Source organism: Indolivaga capnocytophagoides DSM 22835 (assembly GCF_000426485.1).
Taxonomy (GTDB): Bacteria; Bacteroidota; Bacteroidia; order Bacteroidales; family Dysgonomonadaceae; genus Dysgonomonas_A; species Dysgonomonas_A capnocytophagoides.
Genome location: NZ_AUFL01000018.1, coordinates 60,031 through 83,039, shown reverse-complemented (window position 1 = coordinate 83,039; position 23,009 = coordinate 60,031). Strand labels below are relative to the sequence as shown.

25 protein-coding genes are annotated in these 23,009 nt (G+C 37.3%); 3 read left to right on the top strand and 22 right to left on the bottom strand.

Annotated elements, in window-relative coordinates; all coding sequences use genetic code 11:
• Positions 1 to 146: 146 nt before the first annotated feature.
• Positions 147 to 1,301 (bottom strand): lactonase family protein, encoded by a 1,155-nt coding sequence (locus tag K322_RS0110890; protein WP_260203792.1) that lies wholly within the window; start codon positions 1,299 to 1,301, stop codon positions 147 to 149.
• A 265-nt stretch (positions 1,302 to 1,566) separates the two neighbouring features.
• Between K322_RS0110890 and K322_RS0110885 the strand changes: the two genes are divergently transcribed.
• A complete protein-coding gene (locus K322_RS0110885) occupies positions 1,567 to 1,818 on the top strand; it encodes a type B 50S ribosomal protein L31 (protein WP_026626923.1) in 252 nt (83 codons plus the stop codon).
• A gap of 381 nt (positions 1,819 to 2,199) precedes the next feature.
• Here the strand turns inward: K322_RS0110885 and K322_RS20320 are convergent, their stop codons facing one another.
• The 21 genes from K322_RS20320 to K322_RS0110780 all read right to left on the bottom strand — a co-directional run bounded on the left by K322_RS20320 (position 2,200) and on the right by K322_RS0110780 (position 20,444).
• Complete coding sequence (locus K322_RS20320; protein WP_026626922.1) at positions 2,200 to 2,871, bottom strand: tetratricopeptide repeat protein; 672 nt, start codon at positions 2,869 to 2,871, stop codon at positions 2,200 to 2,202.
• Positions 2,872 to 2,904: 33 nt separating this feature from the next.
• On the bottom strand, positions 2,905 to 3,294 hold the full coding sequence (locus K322_RS0110875) for an energy transducer TonB (RefSeq protein ID WP_026626921.1): 390 nt from the start codon (positions 3,292 to 3,294) through the stop codon (positions 2,905 to 2,907).
• Between the two features lie 117 nt (positions 3,295 to 3,411).
• The gene (gene ypfJ, locus K322_RS0110870; protein WP_026626920.1) at positions 3,412 to 4,266 is read right to left on the bottom strand and encodes a KPN_02809 family neutral zinc metallopeptidase; all 855 of its coding nucleotides are present in this window, start codon (positions 4,264 to 4,266) and stop codon (positions 3,412 to 3,414) included.
• Positions 4,267 to 4,392: 126 nt separating this feature from the next.
• Positions 4,393 to 4,773, bottom strand: a complete 381-nt coding sequence (locus K322_RS0110865) for an MmcQ/YjbR family DNA-binding protein (RefSeq protein ID WP_026626919.1) — start codon at positions 4,771 to 4,773, stop codon at positions 4,393 to 4,395.
• Positions 4,770 to 5,426: an alpha/beta fold hydrolase gene (locus tag K322_RS0110860; RefSeq protein ID WP_026626918.1), complete on the bottom strand. Its 657-nt coding sequence runs from the start codon at positions 5,424 to 5,426 to the stop codon at positions 4,770 to 4,772. Before K322_RS0110860 ends, K322_RS0110865 begins: the two co-directional genes overlap by 4 nt.
• 36 nt (positions 5,427 to 5,462) lie before the next feature.
• A complete protein-coding gene (locus K322_RS0110855; protein ID WP_026626917.1) occupies positions 5,463 to 6,158 on the bottom strand; it encodes a YjjG family noncanonical pyrimidine nucleotidase in 696 nt (231 codons plus the stop codon).
• Between the two features lie 130 nt (positions 6,159 to 6,288).
• Positions 6,289 to 7,161: a Cbp1 family collagen-binding glycoprotein adhesin gene (locus tag K322_RS0110850; protein WP_026626916.1), complete on the bottom strand. Its 873-nt coding sequence runs from the start codon at positions 7,159 to 7,161 to the stop codon at positions 6,289 to 6,291.
• Between the two features lie 110 nt (positions 7,162 to 7,271).
• Positions 7,272 to 7,952 carry a 16S rRNA (cytidine(1402)-2'-O)-methyltransferase gene (gene rsmI, locus K322_RS0110845; protein ID WP_026626915.1) on the bottom strand — a complete coding sequence of 227 codons (681 nt, stop codon included), beginning with the start codon at positions 7,950 to 7,952 and terminating at the stop codon, positions 7,272 to 7,274.
• A 3-nt stretch (positions 7,953 to 7,955) separates the two neighbouring features.
• Complete coding sequence (locus tag K322_RS0110840) at positions 7,956 to 9,236, bottom strand: nucleoside permease (RefSeq protein ID WP_035331909.1); 1,281 nt, start codon at positions 9,234 to 9,236, stop codon at positions 7,956 to 7,958.
• 155 nt (positions 9,237 to 9,391) lie between these two features.
• A complete protein-coding gene (locus tag K322_RS0110835; RefSeq protein ID WP_185095087.1) occupies positions 9,392 to 10,417 on the bottom strand; it encodes an endonuclease/exonuclease/phosphatase family protein in 1,026 nt (341 codons plus the stop codon).
• A gap of 353 nt (positions 10,418 to 10,770) precedes the next feature.
• Positions 10,771 to 11,991, bottom strand: coding sequence for an aminotransferase class V-fold PLP-dependent enzyme (locus K322_RS0110830; protein ID WP_026626912.1), 1,221 nt, complete (start codon positions 11,989 to 11,991; stop codon positions 10,771 to 10,773).
• A gap of 90 nt (positions 11,992 to 12,081) precedes the next feature.
• Positions 12,082 to 13,422, bottom strand: coding sequence for a Fe-S cluster assembly protein SufD (gene sufD / locus K322_RS0110825; RefSeq protein WP_026626911.1), 1,341 nt, complete (start codon positions 13,420 to 13,422; stop codon positions 12,082 to 12,084).
• A 154-nt stretch (positions 13,423 to 13,576) separates the two neighbouring features.
• Positions 13,577 to 14,338, bottom strand: a complete 762-nt coding sequence (gene sufC / locus K322_RS0110820; protein ID WP_026626910.1) for a Fe-S cluster assembly ATPase SufC — start codon at positions 14,336 to 14,338, stop codon at positions 13,577 to 13,579.
• 211 nt (positions 14,339 to 14,549) lie between these two features.
• A complete protein-coding gene (locus K322_RS0110815) occupies positions 14,550 to 15,323 on the bottom strand; it encodes an exodeoxyribonuclease III (protein WP_026626909.1) in 774 nt (257 codons plus the stop codon).
• 35 nt (positions 15,324 to 15,358) lie between these two features.
• A complete protein-coding gene (locus tag K322_RS0110810) occupies positions 15,359 to 16,135 on the bottom strand; it encodes an ABC transporter ATP-binding protein (protein WP_026626908.1) in 777 nt (258 codons plus the stop codon).
• Entirely contained in the window at positions 16,132 to 16,881 is a 750-nt protein-coding gene (locus K322_RS0110805; protein WP_026626907.1) for an MlaE family ABC transporter permease, read from the bottom strand. The genes K322_RS0110810 and K322_RS0110805 overlap by 4 nt, the downstream gene beginning before the upstream one ends.
• A 116-nt stretch (positions 16,882 to 16,997) precedes the next feature.
• The gene (locus tag K322_RS19205; protein WP_035331923.1) at positions 16,998 to 17,618 is read right to left on the bottom strand and encodes an EcsC family protein; all 621 of its coding nucleotides are present in this window, start codon (positions 17,616 to 17,618) and stop codon (positions 16,998 to 17,000) included.
• A 245-nt stretch (positions 17,619 to 17,863) separates the two neighbouring features.
• Positions 17,864 to 18,304, bottom strand: coding sequence for a hypothetical protein (locus tag K322_RS0110795; RefSeq protein WP_051290759.1), 441 nt, complete (start codon positions 18,302 to 18,304; stop codon positions 17,864 to 17,866).
• Between the two features lie 68 nt (positions 18,305 to 18,372).
• A complete protein-coding gene (locus tag K322_RS19200; RefSeq protein WP_051290758.1) occupies positions 18,373 to 18,693 on the bottom strand; it encodes a hypothetical protein in 321 nt (106 codons plus the stop codon).
• A gap of 148 nt (positions 18,694 to 18,841) precedes the next feature.
• On the bottom strand, positions 18,842 to 19,393 hold the full coding sequence (locus K322_RS0110785; RefSeq protein ID WP_026626905.1) for an RNA polymerase sigma factor: 552 nt from the start codon (positions 19,391 to 19,393) through the stop codon (positions 18,842 to 18,844).
• A gap of 22 nt (positions 19,394 to 19,415) precedes the next feature.
• Positions 19,416 to 20,444: a tetratricopeptide repeat protein gene (locus K322_RS0110780; RefSeq protein ID WP_026626904.1), complete on the bottom strand. Its 1,029-nt coding sequence runs from the start codon at positions 20,442 to 20,444 to the stop codon at positions 19,416 to 19,418.
• 688 nt (positions 20,445 to 21,132) lie between these two features.
• Between K322_RS0110780 and serS the strand changes: the two genes are divergently transcribed.
• Both serS and K322_RS0110770 read left to right on the top strand, forming a co-directional pair.
• Positions 21,133 to 22,404, top strand: coding sequence for a serine--tRNA ligase (gene serS / locus K322_RS0110775; RefSeq protein WP_026626903.1), 1,272 nt, complete (start codon positions 21,133 to 21,135; stop codon positions 22,402 to 22,404).
• 7 nt (positions 22,405 to 22,411) lie between these two features.
• On the top strand, positions 22,412 to 22,831 hold the full coding sequence (locus K322_RS0110770; RefSeq protein WP_026626902.1) for a lipocalin-like domain-containing protein: 420 nt from the start codon (positions 22,412 to 22,414) through the stop codon (positions 22,829 to 22,831).
• Positions 22,832 to 23,009 lie beyond the last annotated feature (178 nt).

Below are 23,009 nucleotides of genomic sequence, written 5' to 3'. Positions count from 1 at the left end.
AATCTAATGTTCTTCGACAGTGTATATTTAGATGCAAACCAGCTATCGATACAAATATAATAATAAAAGATATAGAGTTTAAATCTTTTTTGAAAAGGAAGCTTTCTTTTGGATAGGAAAAGCTCCCTTTCTGCTTTTTTTATATGTCAATTCATAGATGCGAATTTTATACATACGGGCATATCGAGTTGAATGTCGAACCCAGTGTTTTCTAGAAGTCCGGTTTGCTGATCAACCTTAAATACCTGTATTCTGTCGCTGTCTCTATTGGCTACTAACAGAAGTTTTCCATTCGGAGTTAATGCAAAGTTTCGCGGATGTATACCTGTATCCTGATATCCTGTTTTTGTTAAAGTTCCATCATTTTGGTTGACCGAAAATATCGCTATGCCATCGCCTCTCAAGCGATTAGACGCATATACGAATTTTCCATCCGGTGATATATGTATATCTGCACTACCTTTAGCATCTAGGCTGTCTGCTTTTACTGTCTGTTTTTCTGCTAGATCTCCATTGGTATTATTGTAATCAAATACAACTACATCTCCTGATAATTCAGTAATAAGATAAGCATACTTGCCGTTTGGATGAAAGACCAGATGTCGAGGACCGGAGCCTGCTTTAATTGAAAATGATTCCGGTGAACCTGTAGTCAGAAATTCTTTACCGGTAGCATTAACGTCAAACTTATGTATTTTGTCAGTACCCAGATCATCCGCGAACAAATATTTATAATCTGGCGAAAACTGCACACAATGCAAATGGGGTTGTGCCTGCCTGTCTTTATCAATTCCCTTCCCGGTAAACGATATTACTTTGGGTGATGGGTTTAATCCGCCTTTATCATCTACTGTAAAGGCTGTAATGCTTCCTCCTAAGTAATTGGCAGTAACAACATGTTTTCCTGTTTGATCAATATTGATATAGCACGGAGCACCCCCTCCGGTTAATTGTTTATTGATAAAGGTGAGTTTTCCGTCCTTCTTGTCAAATGAAAAAGCATTGGCTGCAGATGTTTCTCCTTCATCTTCTGTTACGGCATACACATATTTCTCTGACGGATCGAGAGTCAGATAGGAGGGGTTGTCTACATGTATTTCACTTACATAAGAGGAAGTTCCGGTAACTGTATCAAGCTTATAAACATAGATCCCCTTGCTTTCGCCCGATGTATAAGTGCCTACGAGCATATACATTTGATTTAGATCGGGTTCGGATTTAGCTGCCTGAGTTGTGCTTTTATTTGAGCAGCCTGCTAATAATAGGGCAGATACTGACATACTGATAATTTGTTTCAACATATTTTTTGTATTTTGGGTCTTAACCATTTGTTTTCTGAGTATAAAAATAGTAAGTTGCACTAAAATTTGTATCCTTTACCAGAAACAAACCTCAATTACACCTTAAATATTAACCTCAAAACAAAATTAAGAAATAAAAGAGCTTTGCTAGTGGTATTTAAATAGAAAAAATTCAAAGACAATATTTTTTTTAATTAAAAAAAGGGTTATCTTTGCCATCCGAAATAAGAATACTGTAGCATATAATCAAATAACAATATAAGAAATGAAAAAGGGAATACATCCAGAAAACTATCGTCCTGTTGTTTTCAAAGATATGTCAAACGATGAAATATTTATCTCTCGCTCAACTATCAATGCCAGAGAAACAATAGAAGTAGATGGTGTTACTTATCCTCTAGTAAAACTAGAAATCACTAGTGCATCTCACCCTTTCTACACAGGTAAACAAAAACTTGTAGATACTGCAGGACGTGTTGATAAGTTCATGACTCGTTACGCAAATCGCAAAAAATAAACTGATCAACTTTTGAGATATAATCTAAGGCATTCCAAGTTATTTGGGGTGCTTTTTTATTTTTGTATTTTAAATTCATTATCGGAAAAGGTAACAGAAATCAGTAAACAGTTGTCAGTTTAGCGAAAAAGGTGACAAAAGTAACAAGGTCTATGTGCAATAATGAATAAATAATAATCAGTTATCAATTTTAATTTTTTATCCTTTATTATTAATTTTTTATTTTCTGAAAAGGTGACAAAGGTTACACCAAAACTTCACTTTTTGAGGAGTATCCTTTTTCTGATAAAAGCTTACCAGAAATGCAGTACATCAAATCAAAGAGCGCTTTAGGTATAGATAAAAAAAAATTAAAGGGTTCGAACCTTTGAAGAAGTCTGATTAAGGTCGGCTTATAACAATACTGCTGCCATCGTTATATTCTACTGTTTCTTTTTTACCCTGACGTTTTATTGATTTGATCGAAGAGTCTTCCTCGCTATTTTCAGATTTTAATAATTGGATTGCCGGATAGAAATTTGGATTCAGATCAATGGCCTTTTGTAGATATTCTATTCTTTGTTTTTTTAATTCGGGAGTATCATCATTAGTATGCTGTTCTTTTAGATTTATGGACACGCAATACCATACCTTCTCATTCTTAGGGTTTATATCCAGCGATTTTCTAAATAATATTTCGGCTTCATCGTATTGTTCCTTACTTCCTTGCACAATTCCCAATCCCCAATACACATCGGCGTTTGATTTATCCAAGAGCCAAGCCTGATTAAATCTTTTGGTTGCATTATCCCGATCATTTTGTTCTGCATATTTCCATGCCATTTCTACATAGGCGGTTGCTGCTTCTTTTCGCGAAGGAAAAGTACTATCACAATATTTAAGGAATCTTTCATCAGACTCTTTTTGCTGCGAGCACTTTTCAATTTTGCCATCTCCATATAATGGGATCAGGTTTAGACCTTGAGGGCAAGGTTCGGAATTACTTATATTTTGAGCATTAGAGCATGCCGAGATACATAAGATGAAGATAAAAAAACTGATAGAGTATTTCATTGTGTATAAATTATTAAGCATTGTTTGATAAAATTATCTCTGAAAATGAATAGTCATAGGTATTGTATAGTAGCAGCTGACATTTTGTCCGTTTTGTTTTGCCGGAATCCAGTCCGGCATAGCCTGAATAAATTTCACGAATTCAGTATCAAACTCTTTATTTAAGGATTTTAATATTTCAATATTTCTTATTTTTCCTTCCTTTGTGATTATAAAACGGGCTATTACTCGGCTATTTATTGAATTTTCGACCGATATTTTAGGATATTTTATTGTCGTAAAATACTTCATCATTTCATTTTCTCCACCGGGATATTGTGGCATAACCTCTGCGGATGTATAGACTGTCTCTTGGCTACAGCTTATGTTTGTTGCTATAAAGAAGATGATCAATGATAACACGTATTTAAAGATGTTTTTCATAGGGGTATTTTGTTTATCATTTCTTTATTAAGGTCTCAGCCCTATTTCGTGACTTTGCAAGCATAACAGCAATAGTCTGTTATCACTTAAAAATACGTCATTAATACTTGCGGTTACTTACAGTTCCGAATAAGGAATCGAGAATGTGTCACCTTCTGTTATATCGCCTGTTTCCAGACCCTTTTTCAGCCAGCGGTTGCGCTGAGCAGATGTGCCGTGATTGAATGAATCAGGCACGGTATATCCCTGAGCCTGCATTTGTAATCGGTCATCACCGATCTGGGATGCAGCATTTAAACCTTCTTCAATGTCTCCGTCCTCCAGTGATTTGAAATTCTTATTATCGTGATATGCCCATACACCGGCATAATAATCGGCTTGAAGTTCTAATCTTACATTTAACTTATTGGCTTCCTTTTGACTTAATTTTTGTTGCTGCTCATGCACTTTGTCCAAAGTTCCGAGCAGGTATTGTACATGATGTCCGACCTCATGAGCGATTACGTAAGCATAAGCAAAATCGCCACCGGCTTTGAGCTGGTTTTCCATTTCATTGAAAAATGATAGGTCGATATATAAAGTTTGGTCGGCAGGGCAGTAGAACGGTCCCGTTGAAGCAGAAGCATTTCCGCAGCCCGACTCTGTTGCATTCGTAAATAAAACCATGCGTGGAGGTACATATGTCATTCCGTGTTTAGAGAATATTTCTTTCCATACATCTTCAGATCCGGCAAGTATGGTTTTGGCAAACGTTGCCGCCTGCTCTTCTTCCGCAGTGGGTGTATGGTCGGTCTCGGTGTTGTTTAGATTGCTCAATTGTTGTGTTACGACATCCATCGGATTGCCACCCATCAGCCATACAATAATTCCAACAATAATAACACCTCCTATTCCAAGAGTGGTTTTACCTCCGCCTCCTCTTCCTCTGCGGTCTTCTACGTTATCACTGGTTCTTCGTCCTCCTAGTCTCATGATTATATAAGTAATAGTAAGTATTTAATGACCGTATTATGCGTATAGAAAACAAACTGGAAATCTACAACAACATCTTCACTCGTAAATTCGTTTACTAAAATAGTAATAAAAAGGTATGAGACCCTATCTTTGACCTTTTTGTTTTATGTTATAATATTCCACTTGTTTTTTCTTTGAGAGCTTTTTTATGACTTCTTCCAGTGAAATGTCTATCAATTGTTTTATCAGAGTATCCGGAACGTCACTGTCTATATACACACTGTTCCATGTGAGGCCTCGAGTATGGTCTCCCCGTTGAATCCCATTGTACTTGTCTCTTAATTCTTCTGATTGTATAGGATTACATTTCATATTCATCCTTATTTTATCGTCTTTAGGAGATAATGTCCCGTAGGCAAACATCTTCTCCATTACCTTGAAGACCAGAATGTCTTGTTTGAAGGGAAAAGATTCACTAGCCCCTGTTTTAGAAAGACAATATTCGCGGAATTCTTCTATATTCATGTTAAAAACTCTTTAATGTAAGGATACAGAATATCTTGATCTACAATGTATCCGGCGTGGTCATATCCTTTCATAATCAAGAGTGATGCATCAGGCATAGTTGCTGTAATATCTGAGAATAAATGATCATTAAAAAGGTCATTTTCTCCTCCCACAACTAAAGCCTTATTTGTTATCTGCTTGAGTGAGTCCAGCTTTATATTGGGTTCTTCCAGCATAAGTTTCAAAAGAGGATCTCCTGTTTGTGTGTATTCTTCGTTTAACCAAGCCAGATTTTCGTCTTTAAAATCCGAGGGTTTAAGGTTTACTCCGGATAAGATCAGCTTATTAAAAATGTCTTTATGTTGTAAAGCTACCAATAAACTGATTATCGCACCATCGCTGAATCCCAATACCGAAGGTTCGCAAATTTTCAAATTATGGATAAATGCGATGATATCATCAGCCATAAATGAATAGCTGAAGTTGTCCGTTTTAGTACTTAGTCCATGATTCCTGCTGTCTATTGCATAGACTGTGTAATATGGAGCTAGCTTTTCGATAAGTTTATCAAAGATATGATGGTCTTCGCCGTTACCGTGAAGAAGGATAAGCGGTGCTCCGTTACCTTTCTTTTCATAATGAAGTGTGATGCCGTTTACAGCTATTTCCATAAAGTAAGTATATAAAAAGGCCTGAGGCCTTTATCTTTATAATATATCCCGTAACTGATCTAATGATTCTATTGTATAATTGGGCGATATGTTGTCGTTATCTTTTAATCCTTTCGGATTGAACCAGACCTGATCTATACCACTGTTTTTAGCTCCTATTATATCTGTTTTGATGTTATCTCCAATCATAATGCAGTCGGATGATGATACACCGGCTTCTTGCAGAGCGTAATTGAATATGATGGGGTGTGGCTTGTTCTTTCCTACATGATCCGATAAGATTACTTTCTTAAAATAATTTCCGACACCTGCATTGCATATTTTTTTGTCTTGAACTTCAGTAAATCCGTTCGAAACAACATACATTTTGTATTTTGGCTGTAGGTAATCCAATATTTCTATTGCCCCGTTGATGATATTCTTTCTGTTAGAGACTCTACCCATAAAATCGTAATTGATTTCGAGGGATTCATCTTTGTTTATACTCTTGTACTCTTCGAGTGTTTTAGCAAACCGTTCGCTCATTAAGCGGTCTTTCTCTATTTGGTTTTGCTCGTATAAATCCCAAAGATGTAGATTGATAGTCTGATATTTCGAATAGAAACTATTGAAATCAGAAAAATAGTTATCAAATTTATAATCGGTATAAAGTTCTTGCAGAGCATCCTTACTATTTTGGACAGTATCTAAGATCGTGTCGTCGAGATCAAAGAATAGAGTAGTATATTTCATTTTAGAGTAAATAACGGAAATATTAAATAATATTTATAAAGTAATAAAAAAGGTCTCAGACCTTAAAAACAAACACTGATAAGAGTAAATCTTACCAGTGTCTGTATATTTTTTATTTGAAACTTACCGATCAATCAACTTGAATAACAAGGAATTGACCAAGGCTCCAGAAACGTTTGTAATCATTGATCTTAATCACAGCCTGATTATTAGCGTCTTTGATAATAGTATAGCTGTCTTTTGGCTGATCTGACAGCACCTTAGCCTTTTTGGCATATACTGGTATCTCTTTTACATCACGGATATCTATTTTGATAAAGATAGATTTATCAATAGATTCTTTCAATATTTTGTTTGAAGAAAGGAAACCTCCGCTAACCACTTTAGCTTCTTTAAGTTCTTTAGAAGTTCCGAAGATGTAATATCCTGTATTCAGGGCTTTCTCTTGTTCTTTGATTTTAGCAGCCTGTTCTACATTTTGGCTTGATAAATCCTGAACATTAGAATTCAATTGTTCAACAGCTCCTGTCAAAGATGCTATCTGGGCATCTCTCGAAGCCAATGCGTCACGCAGTTCTATTATAGAAGCGCTGCGTTGTTCGAGTTCTGCTGTCAAGCGGTCTACAGTTTGTTTTAATTGACTGGCCTGACCTCCTGCATTTTTCAATTTCTTATTCAGATTATCAATGTCAGCTTTATTCTTTTTCAAAATTTCATTGATCATCTGGAAATTATCAGTGATACGGGTTTTAGTATCGTTAGACAGTTCTCCTTTTGTTTTGGATTGCACAGTCAGATATTTTTCGGCTTCTTTAATTTGGCTGAAATTGTTTTCAACTTCATTTATAATAGACATAAGTTCCGAAATATCAGTCTGATCTTTACCCGACACTTGTAATAAGGAATCTCTTTCGGCCTGCAGTGCTTTATACTCATCCGAATTCTTAACATTACATGATGCTAAAATACCAATACAAAGACATCCTAAAATTACTTTTTTCATAATATATACTTTTTTGACTTTCTCTAATTAACATCCAATACTCAATATATGTTTTGAGGGTATGGAGCAAAATTAATTTTTTTTATTTAATGACGTACTGATTTTTTTATTTATTCATCTTTTCCTGCAATAATTAGGACAAATTCACCTCTGGGGTCTTTCTCCGTAAAGTGTGTGATGAGTTCCCTCAAAGTCCCACGAACAGTCTCTTCGTGCAGTTTTGATATTTCTCTACAGGCGGCCGCTTGTCTGTCTTCCCCCAGATATTCAGCCAACTGGGTAAACGTTTTGACAACCCTGTAAGGTGATTCATATAAAACAATAGTAGTCGTAATTTCCGCTAATGCCTGAAGACGTGTCATGCGTCCTTTTTTTTGCGGCAGGAACCCTTCGAAATAGAATTTATCACAAGGGATACCCGAACTTACCAGTGCAGGTACGAAAGCTGTAGCACCCGGAAGGCATTCTACTTCAATTCCAGCTTTGATACACTCACGGCTGATGAGGAATCCGGGATCAGAAATACCGGGAGTACCCGCATCAGAAACCAATGCTATATTTTCGCCACTATTCAGCCTGTCTACAATATGTGATATCGCTTTATGTTCATTGAACTTATGATAAGACTGCATTTTGTTTACAATCTCGAAGTGCTTCAGCAAAAAGCTGGTTGTACGTGTATCCTCCGCCAATATCAAATCGACTTCTTTCAGCAGGCGTATTGCTCTGAAAGTCATGTCTTCGAGATTGCCTACAGGTGTGGGTATTATAAATAGTTTGCCCGTTGACATTAATTATGCTTGATTTAGTGTTTCTTTCAATTCGGTTTTCTCCGGTTTTGATTTGAACGAAAATACGAATAATACAGCAATAACTAAAGCATATCCGGCAAAACAATACCAAATGCTTGTCCAGTCTCTGCTAAGAACCTGTCCGGTAGATGCGTATTCCGAAAAATAATCAACAACAGCACCGCTGGCATATCCTCCGATTATGGCTCCAAGACCGTTTGTCATCATGAAGAATAATCCTTGTGCACTGGCTCTGATTTTGCTGTCGGCTTCTTTTTCTACAAACAGCGATCCCGATATATTAAAGAAATCAAATGCCATTCCGTAAACTATCATGGACAGTATGAATAAGATAAGACCGTCTCCCGGATTACCTAATCCGAATAACGCAAACCTGAGTACCCATGCAGCCATACTCATGAGCATAACCGTTTTAATACCGAAAGAGCGGAGTATAAATGGTATTGCAAGGATAAATAATGTTTCGGAAATCTGAGATATAGATAGAAGAATGACCGAGTGCTTCACCCCGAAAGAATCTGCATATTCGGGTATATCCCTGAAACTGCTGAGGAATAAATCTCCGTATGTATTTGTGATTTGTAAGGCTGCACCTAAAAGCATGGAAAAGAAAAAGAATATAGCCATTCTTTTTTTCTTGAAGAGTACTAATGCATCCAGACCGAATGATGATAGCACTGTCTTGTTTTCTGTTTTTGCCGGAGGACATTTAGGGAGTGTAAAGGCATACATTCCTAATAGGAGAGCGGCACATGCGGCTACATATAATTGCATGTTGCTGTGTTTGAATCCTGTAAGGTCTACTGTCCACATGGCACAGATAAAGCCGACTGTACCCCATACCCTGATCGGCGGGAAATCTTTTACGATATCCATTTTTGCTTTTTCGAGAGCATTATACGAAACGGTATTCGTTAATGATAGTGTGGGCATATACACCATTAAGTTAAGTAACATAGCCCAGTGCATATGTTCGTAAGTTGTTGCTGTTGATGCATATATCAAAAATGCGGCTCCCAGCAGGTGACATATACCGTACAACCGTTCGGCGTTAACCCATTTATCGGCAATAATACCTGTTAATCCGGGCATAATTAGCGAAGCGATTCCCATAGTTGCAAATATTGCCCCTATTTGTCCTCCTTCGAAATGGAGTTCTGCACCTAAATACCCACCCAGAGAGATAAGCCATGCTCCCCACACGAAAAATTGCAGGAAGTTCATTATGATAAGGCGATACTTTAGGTTGTTTACACTGTTCATAAGGATCTTTTTTGAAAATTAAGGTCATCGACCTATTTGTTATTTTAAGTGACCAAAGGCATTTGATAAATAATATATGCAAAACAGGTCTTCGACCTTAAAGATAAATTAAATAATTAGTCATATGCCTTACACGCATGTGTTTAATAATATATTTACTGTTTTTCCGCTTTCCCTATGTAGATGAGGGTGGGAAAGTGATCACTGTAACCGTTCAGAAAAGTATTTCCCGAAAGAGTTCTGAGCGGGTAGCTTTTATACTTACCTGATTGCTGAAACATGTAATCACGGGTGAAAATCTCCGATTTAATATAATTGAGATTACTTTTCCCTGATTTTAGTAAACTTTGAGAGATGATAATCTGATCAAATAAGTTCCATTCTCCTCTGTAGCAGAGTGTGCCTCGTCCGCTTTCATGCGTTTTCCACAAGGTATTGAATAGACCTCCTTCTTTTACTTGATTCATTTCTTTTTTTGCACCGAGGGCGATACTGGTACTCTTATCTTTCGGATCGTCATTCATATCTCCCATAATAACAATTGCTGTTTTGGGATTTTCGTTATAGATAGAATCACTGATATGTTTGCATATTGATCCGGCACGTTCGCGTAAAGGAGACGAGTCTTCGCCTCGTCTAGATGGCCAGTGATTGACCAGAATGGAGATAGGCTCACCTGCTAATAGTCCGCTGACTACAAGTATGTCACGTGTACGGATGTTATTATTTCCGGGGAGTGTAAACGGATAAGTGCGATACGTTTTTACTTTGAAATATTTGGGATTATAGATCATGCCGACATCAATTCCTCTGGCATCGGGCGAATCCTGATGTACAATCTGATATTTGGTTTCCGAAAGTTTTGTTTTCAGAATAAGGTCTTCCATTACTTTACGGTTTTCTACTTCTGCTACTCCGAGTATGGCAAAGCCATCTTTGTTTTGTTGGCGTCCCAGCTGTGAAATCACATCCGCCAGATTATTCAGCTTTTTATTATATTTATCCTCAGTCCATTGGTATTTCCCTTGTGGAGTAAAATCTTCGTCTTGTATATTATTATCCCGATTGGTGTCGAACAGATTTTCTAAATTATAGAATGCGATGGGATAAATGTCACTTTTGACTTGCGCGGATAGATGAACACTAATGAATGCAATACAGATAAAAAAATATCTCGACATAATGAATTATAATAAATTGGATAATATCTACACAATGGATCTTATCATGCACAACCTTATACTCGATAGTATAACAAGAGGTCTGAGACCTTATTGTATGCAAATTTAATAAATAACTCAAATAATGTGTTTAAGATTACGATAAAGTTATAGCAGTATTGATGTGTTTTACTAAGAATAGTAGCAAAAAGGTCTGTTGATTTAAATAATAAACGACTATTTATGTCGTTTATTCATAAATAGTCGCAATTAAGTAGCAGAGAGTATTAAATGTTGCATTTTGAAGCAATAAATACCTGTTGCTGTTATGTTTGTTGAGCCGCTGAAAGTGGGGGAGGAACTGTTTATCTGTTTTATCCGAACATTGATACAACGCGTTTTACTCCTTCTACTAATCTGTCGATCTCTTCTTTTGTATTGTAGAACACCAGAGAGGCTCTTACGGTTCCTTCTATGCCAAGTACATCCATGAGAGGTTCAGCACAATGGTGTCCGGTACGCACGGCGATACCCATTTTATCAAGTAACATGCCCATGTCGTAATGATGAATACCTTTGACTAAGAATGAAATAACAGCACTCTTGTGCTTGGATGTCCCGAATATTTTTAAACCTTCTATTTCGAGCAGACGCTTAGTTGCATATTCCAGAAGTTCGTCTTCGTAAGCCTTAATATTATTCAATCCTAGAGACTGTACATATTCTAAAGCTGTACCCAAAGCTATGAAATCGACATAGTTGGGTGTTCCTGCTTCGAATTTGAAAGGCAATTCGTTAAACGTGGTTTTAGCGAAAGATACTTTGCCGATCATTTCACCACCTCCCTGATACGGAGGTAATTGATTCAATAAATCTTCTTTACCGTATAAAACACCTGTTCCTGTAGGCCCATAGATTTTATGACCCGAAAAGACCAGTAAATCGCAGTCAAGTTTCTGTACATCTATTTCGATGTGCTGAACGGCTTGTGCTGCATCTATCAAAACAGGAATATTGTGTTTATGTGCGATCTCTATTACCTTTTCAACGGGATTTATGACTCCCATTACATTCGAAACATAAGTTACTGATACCAATCGTGTTTTTGGTGTGATTAGTTTCTCGAACTCTTCTATTATAATCTCTCCTTTGTCATTGATCGGGATTACTTTCAGATTTACTGCGGATATATCTTCCTGTATCTGCCAGGGAACAATATTGGAATGGTGTTCCATTTCGCTGACAATGATTTCGTCGCCTTCTTTACAAAACTGACGGCAGAAGCTACTTGCCACAAGATTAATGCTTTCGGTTGTACCTTTAGTGAAAATAATCTCGTGACTATGTTTCGCATTGATAAATTGTTGAACAATCTTACGGGCATTTTCGGTCAATTTGGTTGCTTCCTGACTCAGATGATGAACACCTCTGTGTATGTTGGCATTGACGGTTGAGTATATTTCGGTTATTTTATCAATAACGCATTGAGGCTTTTGTGTTGTAGCCCCGTTATCAAAATATACGAGAGACTTCCCGTATACTTCGGTTGAGAGTATAGGGAAGTCCTTTCTTATTTTAGTTATATCTAAAGACATATAAGTAACTGATTGAAGTTGATGATATGATTTTCAATCATAACTAGCTTTGTCTGCATTACAGACCAAAGTTATAAATGGTCTGTGACCTTATTTGCATATTTCGCAGTTTCCGCATCGGGCATCCTGTCCCCGGAAACGCTTCTCGACCAATTCTTCAAGACGTGTTCTCAATTCGTCGATATGTATCAGACGTAATACATCAGCGGTAAATGCCTGCATCAATAATAATTCGGCATCGGCTTTAGCAATACCTCTGGCTCTCAGATAGAATAAAGCATCTTCATCTAGTTGTCCGGTAGTAAGTCCGTGTGAGCATTTAACATCATCCGCATAAATCTCTAATTGAGGTTTTGAATGCATGCGTGAGTCCGGTGATGCGCACAAATTATTATTTGTCTGATATGCCATTGTTTTCTGAGCGTCTTTTTCAACTAGGATACGTCCGCAAAATACACCGGTCGAATGATCCTGTAATACATATTTAAACAACTGGGTACTTTCGCAATGAGGTTTCGCATGATCCATAAATACGAAGTTGTCCACATGTTGTTCTTTATCCGAAATAACTACTCCTGCCACCTGTGCTTCGGAATGTTCGCCGTTCAATATTACATTGTAGTTATTTCGTGTAAAGCCACAGTTAAGAGTAATATTATTTAGCAGGGTGGTAGAGCTTTTCTCTTGTTTGACGAAAGTGGATGCATGGCGTGAAACATTATTCGAATTTTCTTCTAATTCGTAAAATTCCACATGCGCATTATCATCGGCATATATTTCAGTTACCTGGGTTACCAAAAATTTACCTGAGGTAACAGTATGGTCACAGGCAAGCATTTTTACCTGTGCATTTTTACCTGCGATAATGAGTATTCTTCGGTTTACCAAATAATCGGCATTGGCAGTAAGAATATTTATCAATTGGATAGGCTGTTCTATGACTGTATTGTCCGGAACGTATACCACAAAACCATCCTGAGCAAACATGGTATTGAAAGCAGCAACACCGTTCTTTTCCAATTTGGTTATTTTACCGTAATACTTGGCACAAATATCTGTATGCTGTTCTGCAAAATCATTTAAACTTCCGATGAATACTCCTGCGGGAAAATTCATTTTGGGAAGGTTTGTTCCGTGAAAGCCGTCATTCAATAAGAAAAACAGATTGGTGGCCAGTTCCGGAACGTTGCATTTATATGTTTGGTAAGGATCTACTTTTACCGGAAAACGGTTGATATTTATACCGAAGTCAGGAATGAATTCATTTGCCACATCGGAATACTGAAAATCTTCGAGCTGCCGATTTGGAAAACCTATTTTTTTGAATACCTCAAGAGCTTTATCCCGCTGACTGTTCAGCACATTGGCTGACTTACTGTCAATGAGATCCCGATGTTGGGTAAATAGGTCTATATATTGAGTTTCTATCATTGATTATTTGAGTTTATGAAATATATTAAGGTTTCAGGCTTTTTTATTACTTTGTCAGGTATAACAATCAAAGACTGTCATAATTCAGATGTATATCATTAAATGCTTACAGTTACTTATTATGACTACCTAAGTAATAAAAGTGTCTGCGACTCTAGTCTTTAAATTCTTTTATGATCCAGTCATAGCCTTTTTCTTCAAGTTCAAGAGCCAATTCGGGACCTGCGCTTTTTACTATACGCCCCTTGTACAGAACATGTACGAAATCGGGTTTTATATAATCAAGCAATCTCTGATAGTGAGTAATTACAATGGTTGCATTGTCTTTGCGTCTCAATTTATTTACACCTGCCGCAACAATACGTAAAGCATCTATATCCAATCCCGAATCGGTTTCGTCCAATATCGCTAATTTCGGATCAAGCATTGCCATCTGGAATATTTCGTTGCGTTTCTTTTCTCCCCCCGAAAAACCTTCGTTTACCGAACGGCTGGCGAGTGTGCTGTCCAATTCTACAAGTTCACGTCTTTCCTTCATCAATTTCAGAAAATCAGATGCCGGAATCGGTTCTAATCCTTTGTGTTTTCGTGTTTCGTTTACTGCGGTACGCATGAAATTGACCATACTTACACCGGGAATTTCCACCGGATATTGGAAGCTTAAAAACAGACCTTCGCAAGCTCTTTCTTCGGGATCAAGATCTAGCAGGTCTTTGCCTTGAAAATCAACTTCTCCTTCGGTTACTTCAAAATTAGGGTTACCTACAAGCACGGATGCAAGCGTACTTTTTCCTGCTCCGTTGGGACCCATGATTGCATGGATTTCTCCTTCATTAACTTCAAGGTCAAGCCCTCTTAATATTTCTTTTCCTTCTACATTTGCATGTAGGTTTTTTATGCTTAATAATTTAGCCATTATACTTTATTAAATTTTGATGAATAAATCCGGACTCATCCGGCTCTCATTTCAAGAAGAGTCAACTCTCAAGAAACGAATTTATTCCTTAAAACAGTTTATTCGTGATTTAAAACAACGAAAATAGCAAAAAGTTTTACTATAATACCTCTATTAAGGATAGATATAAATGATTGCATGTATTTAATGCAATATCATGCTTTTATAATTTTTAGATGCTCATGTCTAATTCTACTCTTACCGGACAATGATCGGAGTATTCTATTTCACGGAATATAGATGCACTTTTCAACCTGCGGCGTGCTTCTTCCGATAGAAGATGGTAGTCTATACGCCATCCCAGATTTTTTCCCTTTGATCTGGCTCTGAAACTCCACCATGTATATCTTTCGGGGCTTTTGTCAAATACACGGAATGTATCGATGAGTCCGGTGGCTACAAATTGGTCGAACCATTCACGTTCTTCGGGTAGAAATCCCGACATCGTAGTATGTTTATCCGGATTGTTTATATCAATAGCTTTGTGACAGATGTTATAGTCTCCACAGATCAAAACCTCTTTGCGTTCTTGTCTGAGTTCTGCAATATATTGGGCAAAATCTGACAGAAACTCCATTTTATAAGCTTGACGGGCATCGCCGGTAGTTCCCGACGGTATATATACGCATATAATTGTGATGGGGCCAAAGTCGGCACGGATTACCCGTCCTTCATCATCGTATTTGGGAATTCCCATTCCTATCTGCACAAAATCGGGTTTTGTTTTAGATAGTAATCCTACGCCACTGTATCCTTTCTTCTTTGCTGCATGGAAAAAGTAAGAAGAATAACCGATTTCTTCCAGCGTTTTTGTGTCTATTTGATCTTCCTGTGCTTTTAGTTCCTGAAGGCAAACCACATCGGGCAATGAAATTTCTAACCAATCGAATAAACCTTTGCTCGCAGCCGAGCGAATACCATTGACATTATATGATACAACTTTCATGAGTAAGCTAAATAGAATATATTTGAAAAAAGAATTTATTCTTGTTCTTTAATTTCTTTAATCTCAACCTCCTTAACCTTTTTGAACAGGTCGGATGCAAATACAAAGTCATTGAGAGCTTCATTATCTGCCATAAGAATATCCTGATTTGTCCCTTCCCATTCGAGATTTCCTTCTTTTATAAAGAAAATTTTCTCACCGATATTCATTACCGAATTCATATCGTGGGTGTTTATGATAGTTGTGATTTTGAATTCTGTTGTGATTTCGTGAATCAGTTGATCTATCACCAGTGATGTTTGCGGGTCCAGTCCCGAATTGGGTTCATCGCAATATAAGTATTTGGGATTTAAAGCTATTGCTCGTGCTATTGCGGCACGTTTCATCATACCTCCACTGATCTCAGAAGGATACAGATTTCCTGCATCCGAAAGGTTTACCCTGTCAAGACAGAATTGTGCACGGGCTTTTTTTTCGCTTCTCGACATATCCGAAAACATGTCAAGAGGGAAGTAGACATTCTCGAAAACAGTCATTGCATCAAACAATGCCGATCCCTGAAATATCATACCCATTTCTTGTCGGAGAAGTTTCATCTGATTGGTTGATAGTCGAGTCAGATCTCGTCCATCGTAAAGTATAGCTCCGCTGGTAGGTCTCATTAGTCCGACCAGATTTTTGAGCAATACGGTCTTTCCCGAACCGCTTCGTCCTATGATGAGGTTTGTTTTTCCTTCTTCGAATATCATGCTCACACCTTTGAGCACGTCACGTCCTTCGAACGATTTTATTAAGTTGCGTACTTCTATCATCCCATCATTAAATCAGTGATTATTAAATCCGAAATCAGTATTAAAATACTGGTTATTACCACAGCATTTGTACTGGCTTTCCCTACATCAAGCGAACCTCCTTTGGCATAATAACCATAATATGCCGATATGGATGAAATTAAGAAAGCGAAAAATATGGTTTTCATAATGGCGTACCAAATATAGAATTCCTTGAAGAAGGATTGAAGTCCAAACTCAAAGTCTACTATTGTAACAGCATGTGTGAGATAACATACGGCAAACCCTCCGATAATACCGAAAAACATACTTAACACTACTAATACCGGAATGAATACCATCAATCCGATTGTTTTTGGCAGTATAAGGTAGCTGGCTGAATTGACACCCATTATTTCAAGGGCATCAATTTGTTCGGTGACACGCATTGTTCCGATTTCTGAAGAAATATTCGATCCGACTTTACCTGTTAGTATCAAACACATGATTGTTGATGAAAATTCCAGAAGAATAATTTCACGGGATGTGAAACCTACTGTGTATCGGGGTAGGAGCGGACTTGATATATTCAAAGCGATCTGGATAACGATTACCGCTCCGATAAAGAAAGAGATAATGATAACGATGCTTATAGAATCGACTCCCAGCTTATTTATTTCTTTTACTAACTGATTGAAGAATATTCGCCACTTTTGAGGGCGGGTAAATACTTTTCGCATCAGAAGGACATATTGTCCCAATTTCTCCAATGAACTTGTTAATAGCATATATTGGCTCTTTCTTATATTAAGGTCTTAGACCTGCTTATTGACTACGTTAGGAGTCTGCTTAAAGCTCATCTGTAAAATTTAAGCAGACTCTAGATAAGCAAAGGTAAAAAAAATTACAAATTAATCGAGTCTCTTTTATAGTAGACATCAATATTGTTGTTATTAATAAATGTTTTTTTAGCAATATCTCCGGCTATTTTGGTTGTTACGGCATCGAATGATGCTCCGATAACACCACCCATGAAAGGGATCGCTTTGGTTATTTTAGTCAGCCCTTTGCTCCCTATGGATTCGGCTATCCGGCCTGTCGCTTTCTGAGAGATATTTCTCAGAGCTTTTTCTCCTGCTTTTACGCTGGCTTCTTTGGCTAATTCCTTGGCTCCGTTACCGGCCATACAGATATAGATCATCGATTTGACCCTGTCGCTTTGCAGGTCGTGACCTCCCATATGGGCTATTGCTGCTATCATTCGTATTTGTATATATATGACACTGGCAATGTTGGCCGGAACGGAAAACGGCATCATCATCAGTCCCCCGAATCCTGTAATAAATCCGCTGGTGGCAGACTTGGTGACCTGCCATTTTATGAGCCTGTCTACTTTCTTCTCCAATGTTCCCGGAGTATTGATATAGTTATGGGCAAGCGAGTATGCGGATTCAGTACCGCTGAATCCGGTTAAAGCCTTGTTGTAAGCCCAATCTAGTATTTTGGATGTTATTCCTTTATTCATTGTTTTATATTTCAAATTTACATGTATATCATTCAAGTAAGGTCTCAGTTCTGTTTATTACTTTGATAGGTGAAACAATCAAAGTCCGTTACTTATTTTACTGATACCGCTGATTGTTATAACACAAAGTCCGTGCCAATGGTTTAATTTAAGGAGTAGACCGTTTTGTCCATAAACGTAAAACAGGAATAAGCTTATCGCCTATTCCTGTTTTGTATATTCGGTTTTATAACTTCTCTATGTTTCTAATTGTGATTCCGCCTTTTATCAATCATTTGTTTCATGAATTCAGCTTCAGCCTGCTGATATTTGTATATTTTCTCGGCGGAAAGAACTTGTTTGAATTTCTGTAGATATTCTTTGTCTAATTGAGCTTCTTTGAGCTTTACATCAGCCGCTTCATTGATCATGCGTTCGTAGTCGGCATTTGTTTTATTGTCTTTTTTTCTGATTTCACGGGCGTTTTTTCTCACCTCCCGGTTTATTTCGAAACGTTTGTCCATCAATTCGTTTGTCAAAGGGATAAACGCTTTGACTTCAGCATCGGTCAATCCTACTTTCTGGATGATAAATTCAGCTTTTTTTTGTTTAAAAGCGTCAATATCAAAAGATCTCTTCTGTGCAAATGTCTGAGATATAAAGCATAGAGAGAATAACAGTAATAATATTGTATTTTTTGATTTCATGACTGGTGTGTTTGATATCTTAAGTAAAAAGCATATACTTAATGATATACTTTATTTTATCAATTGATTCATTCGTAAAAAGAGTCCTTATAAGCAAGAAGAGTAGCTTCATCTTCGATAAACTGATAATAGTCGTTTTCGAGAGCTGCCGTTTTTTCTTCTTGTTCGATCGCTTTTTTCTGAGAAGATTCGTTGTAATTTATACCTACCAAAGAAACAGCAGCCAATATGGCAGCCGCAGCCGACCATTTGGTGATGGTTTTCCATAACGGAATTTTTTTTACCTGTTTGTTCTTTTCAGGAAGCTTGTCCATCATCTCGAGATTAAAGTTTTCGAAATAATTTTCGGGAACTTTAAACGGATTTTTTTTATTTGTATCGTTAAGCATATCTCCTCCTTTATTCTAGAGTATTAAAGGTCTCAGACCTTTTTTGACTTTTTAACCGTAAATGCAACAATTGGTAATCGATTCTTTTGCAATTTGATATTGAATACTTTTCGTTGCTTATATAAAGACTAAACTAACCTGAAAAGGTTTAATCCGGTGATGATAAAAAATCTTCAATTTTTTTCACGGCATGGTGATATGACGCTTTTAAAGCCCCGACAGAGGTGTCGAGAATTAAAGACATGTCTTCGTATTTTATATCATCAAAATATTTCATGTTAAAGACTATACGCTGTTTTTCAGGTAGGGTTAGTATTGCTTTCTGTAATTTTACCTGAGCTTCGTCTCCATCGAAATAAGAATCCGCCTCGAGTTTCGATAATAAAAATGTATCGTCATCGTCTAACGGGATATTTTGTTGTTGCCGTTGTTTATTGATAAAAGTAATACTTTCGTTGATTGCTATTCTGTATAGCCATGTCACAAGCTTAGAGTCCCCCCTGAAAGAATCGAGGTTTGTCCAAACTTTTATGAGGGTATTTTGTAGGATATCGTTGGCGTCATCGTGTGATAATACCATTTTCCGTATTTGCCAATACAATTGTTCGCTGAATGTTTTTACAAGATCTGCAAATGCGCTTTTTTGCTCATTCGGATTTTGTAATCGCTTTATAAGTTCGTATTCGGCATCTTCATTCATTCCGTAAATTTATAAAAAGAATTTATAAATCCGAATCATCACCGAAGTCATCGTCATCCGCAGTTGAGCCTTGTCCGTCTTCGAACCACGATATAAATCCGTCTACTTTGGTTGTATTGTTGTTCCACCATTCGAGTGAAACCGGAAAATAGGAGACGCTCACATAACGGCAATAGGTATCGAAATATCCTGATTCTAATATTTCGGAATAGATGGGAACGAAAAAGTCCCAAAGAAGACCTTTGCGTGAGTCGTCCTGCATTTGTCCCAAAGTGAAAAATATTTGACGTGATGCTTGTTCGTAAAAAGCATATTGGAAACGTTGATCATCTACCTTTGGTTGTATATTCCGTAATTGGTCATATAATTTCTGGCGATCTATTCCGTCTTCGGGTGTGAGCAGAGTAGATCCGTTGGGGATCTTCTGAGAGATAATGTCATACATTTCGCCAAAAGCATCTTTTGATCGGTCGGTGTTTGGTTCCAATAGCAGGAAAAAATGGAATGCAAGAAAACTTTGCACCCATCTTTCTGAATCGCTGAGGACGTACGCATATAATAAAAATGCACTCGGGTGGGTTGTGTCTATTTCTATTGCTTTCTGTAAATGGAATATCGAAAGTTTCAGATTTTTTGCTTTAAAATAACTTAGTCCTAAATTATAATGAAGAAGGTATTCATCTCCACATCTTTCAAGAGCTTCATTCAATAGTTTGATTGCCTGATCCTGTTTATTCATTTCGGAGAGAGCCGAACTTTTTACACAATATGCATCTATCAGCAGGGGTTTAAAATTACCGTTAATAACTTTGGTGCTATATTTTAGGGCATTGTCGTAATCTTTAAGCATCAGGTACGAAAGAGACATTTCGTATGTGGCGGACATCGAGGACGGATTTGCTTTTAATGCTTGTTGATAATAACTGATGGCATCGTTGTATCTGCCTCTGTCATGTAAACTGACCCCTTTGCGGATTAATTTGTCCGAAGACGGTTGCGCATATGCGACACAAGAAGTGAAAAAAAGAACTAAATATATAAGTATCCGCATCCCAAAAGTTTATATGTTTTTAAAGACAATCAGAGCAAGTGTTTGTCTTATACTGATTTAAAAATGAAAAGAGCCGGATGTACATAGTCCGGTAAAATTAAAGCCTGTAAAAGTAAGAAAAAAGTAGCTTATATCAGATGGAAGCAATAAATATATATTCTGAAAAAAACTCAAAATAAATTTATCTATACATAAAGTTCTTATATCGAGTCTTGCAGATGTGTATAATTCGAATCTTAAAAGAAAAAGTAACAAAAGAAAAAGTGTGATTTCGGTGAAACCTTTGTAACCTTTTTGAAGAATGACCTCAAACCCCTGAAGAGGTTTTTTCTTGTGTCTGCTAAATCCCCTTTAGTGGCCAGAGGGGTAAAAGTATCATTCCCAAAGTGAAGACAAAGCGTGTGACTTTTGTTACCTTTTTATGTTAAGTAGTTGAAAAACAATTTGGAAAAAAGAAATGTGAGACACAGGGGGGATAGAGTGGGGTGTAGCCTCTTGCTGTTCTATTAATGAACGTGTTAATTGAAATATATCTTTATATGCTGATTCTTGTACTTATTCTGAGAATACATCAAAAAAAGATTTAAAATATTTATACCTTTGTGGAGTAAAGAAGCACTATATACAGAATGGTGCATAATGTTGATAAAACCAATAAGTAGGTCTGAGACCTTAATTTATAGAAAAGATGTTAACACTGAAGACAATTAATGATAACCCTGAAGAGGTTATTCTGAAACTGGCCAAAAAGCATTTTGATGCAAAAGAGTTAGTTTACAAAGTTTTGGATGAAGATAAAAGACGTAAAGAAACCCAGTCGGAATTAGACGGTCTGTTGTCGGAAGTTAACTCGAAGTCTAAAAGTATTGGCGCATTAATGAAAGACGGCAAAAAAGAGGAAGCCGAAAGCCAGCGTTTATTTGTTCAGGAAGTGAAAGTCCGTATTCAGATGTTGGAAGGTACGCTAAAAGATTCGGAGCGCGAATTACAGGAAATGTTGGTATTGATGCCTAATCTTCCTGCAGATATCGTACCCGAAGGGCGTGCTGCGGAAGACAATATAGAGGTGAAGACCGGAGGAGAGGCTCCCGGTTTGAGTGAAGACGCTTTGCCTCACTGGGACTTGGCTAAAAAGTATGATTTGATTGACTTTGAATTGGGCGTTAAGATTTCCGGTGCCGGATTTCCTGTATATAAAGGAAAAGGAGCCCGGTTGCAACGTGCCCTGATCAATTTTTTCTTAGATAAAGCACGTGATGCCGGATATCTTGAAGTGCAGCCTCCATATGTAGTGAATGCTGCATCGGGTTATGGTACAGGACAGCTGCCCGATAAAGAAGGTCAGATGTATCATGCTACAGCAGACGATCTTTACTTGATTCCTACAGCTGAGGTTCCGGTTACCAATATTTACAGGGATACTATTTTGGAAGAAAAAGAGCTTCCTATTAAAAATACTGCCTATTCGGCTTGTTTCCGCCGCGAAGCAGGTTCTTATGGAAAAGATGTAAGGGGGCTTAACCGTCTGCATCAGTTCGACAAGGTCGAAATTGTAAGGATTGATACACCTGAGCATTCATACGAATCATTGAAAGAGATGATCGCTCATGTTGAATCATTGGTTACAGAGTTGGAACTGCCTTGGCGTATACTTCGTTTGTGTGGAGGTGATATGAGTTTCACGTCTGCCCTTACATATGATTTTGAAGTATATTCGGCAGCTCAGAAAAGATGGCTCGAAGTAAGTTCTGTTTCTAATTTTGAAAGCTATCAGGCAAACAGACTGAAATGCCGTTATCGTACATCTGACAAAAAAACACAACTTGTGCACACTCTTAATGGTAGTGCCTTGGCATTGCCCCGTATTGTTGCCGCTTTATTGGAAAATAATCAAAAGCCCGATGGTATTCATATTCCAAAGGCTTTAGTGCCTTATACGGGTTTCGAAATAATAGATTGATCTGAGAATGAAAATATTGAAAGTATTAGGGGTGTTTGTTCTTTTATTGTCATTTCTTTTTACCGTTTCTTCTTGTGGCGATGACTATAAGGAAAGTGGAATAGAAGGACAATGGAGATTGCGTCAGATCGAAACTCCGGATGGAAGACGTACTGACGTGGATACGATTTTCTATTCTTTCAAGAAGAATGTTTTCAGATATCTAAAGCTAAAAACGGAAACTCAGACGTTTTCTTGTTATGGTAATTATTCGCAGTCGGGCAATAAACTGGACATAGAAATAAGCCGTGACTCATTTGAGCCTAAAGATGATGAAGAGTCTCTCGATTGGGAAGGACTTACCCGTACATTTACTGTGCGGAAGCATAGTGCTTCGGTATTGGAACTCGAACATCAGGGAAATATCTATTATCTGGGAAAATATTGAGACTGAAAAAGGTATCAAAATTTATCTTTTATTGGTTATTTTAAGGTCTCAGACCTATTTGTTTTCCATCTAAGCATAGCAGCAAAAGTTAGTTGTCTTTTAAAATATGGTATTAAATACTTATTGCTGTTTAATAAATATTAGTAGAATAGGTTTAAACTATTTTTAGGATTCGTCT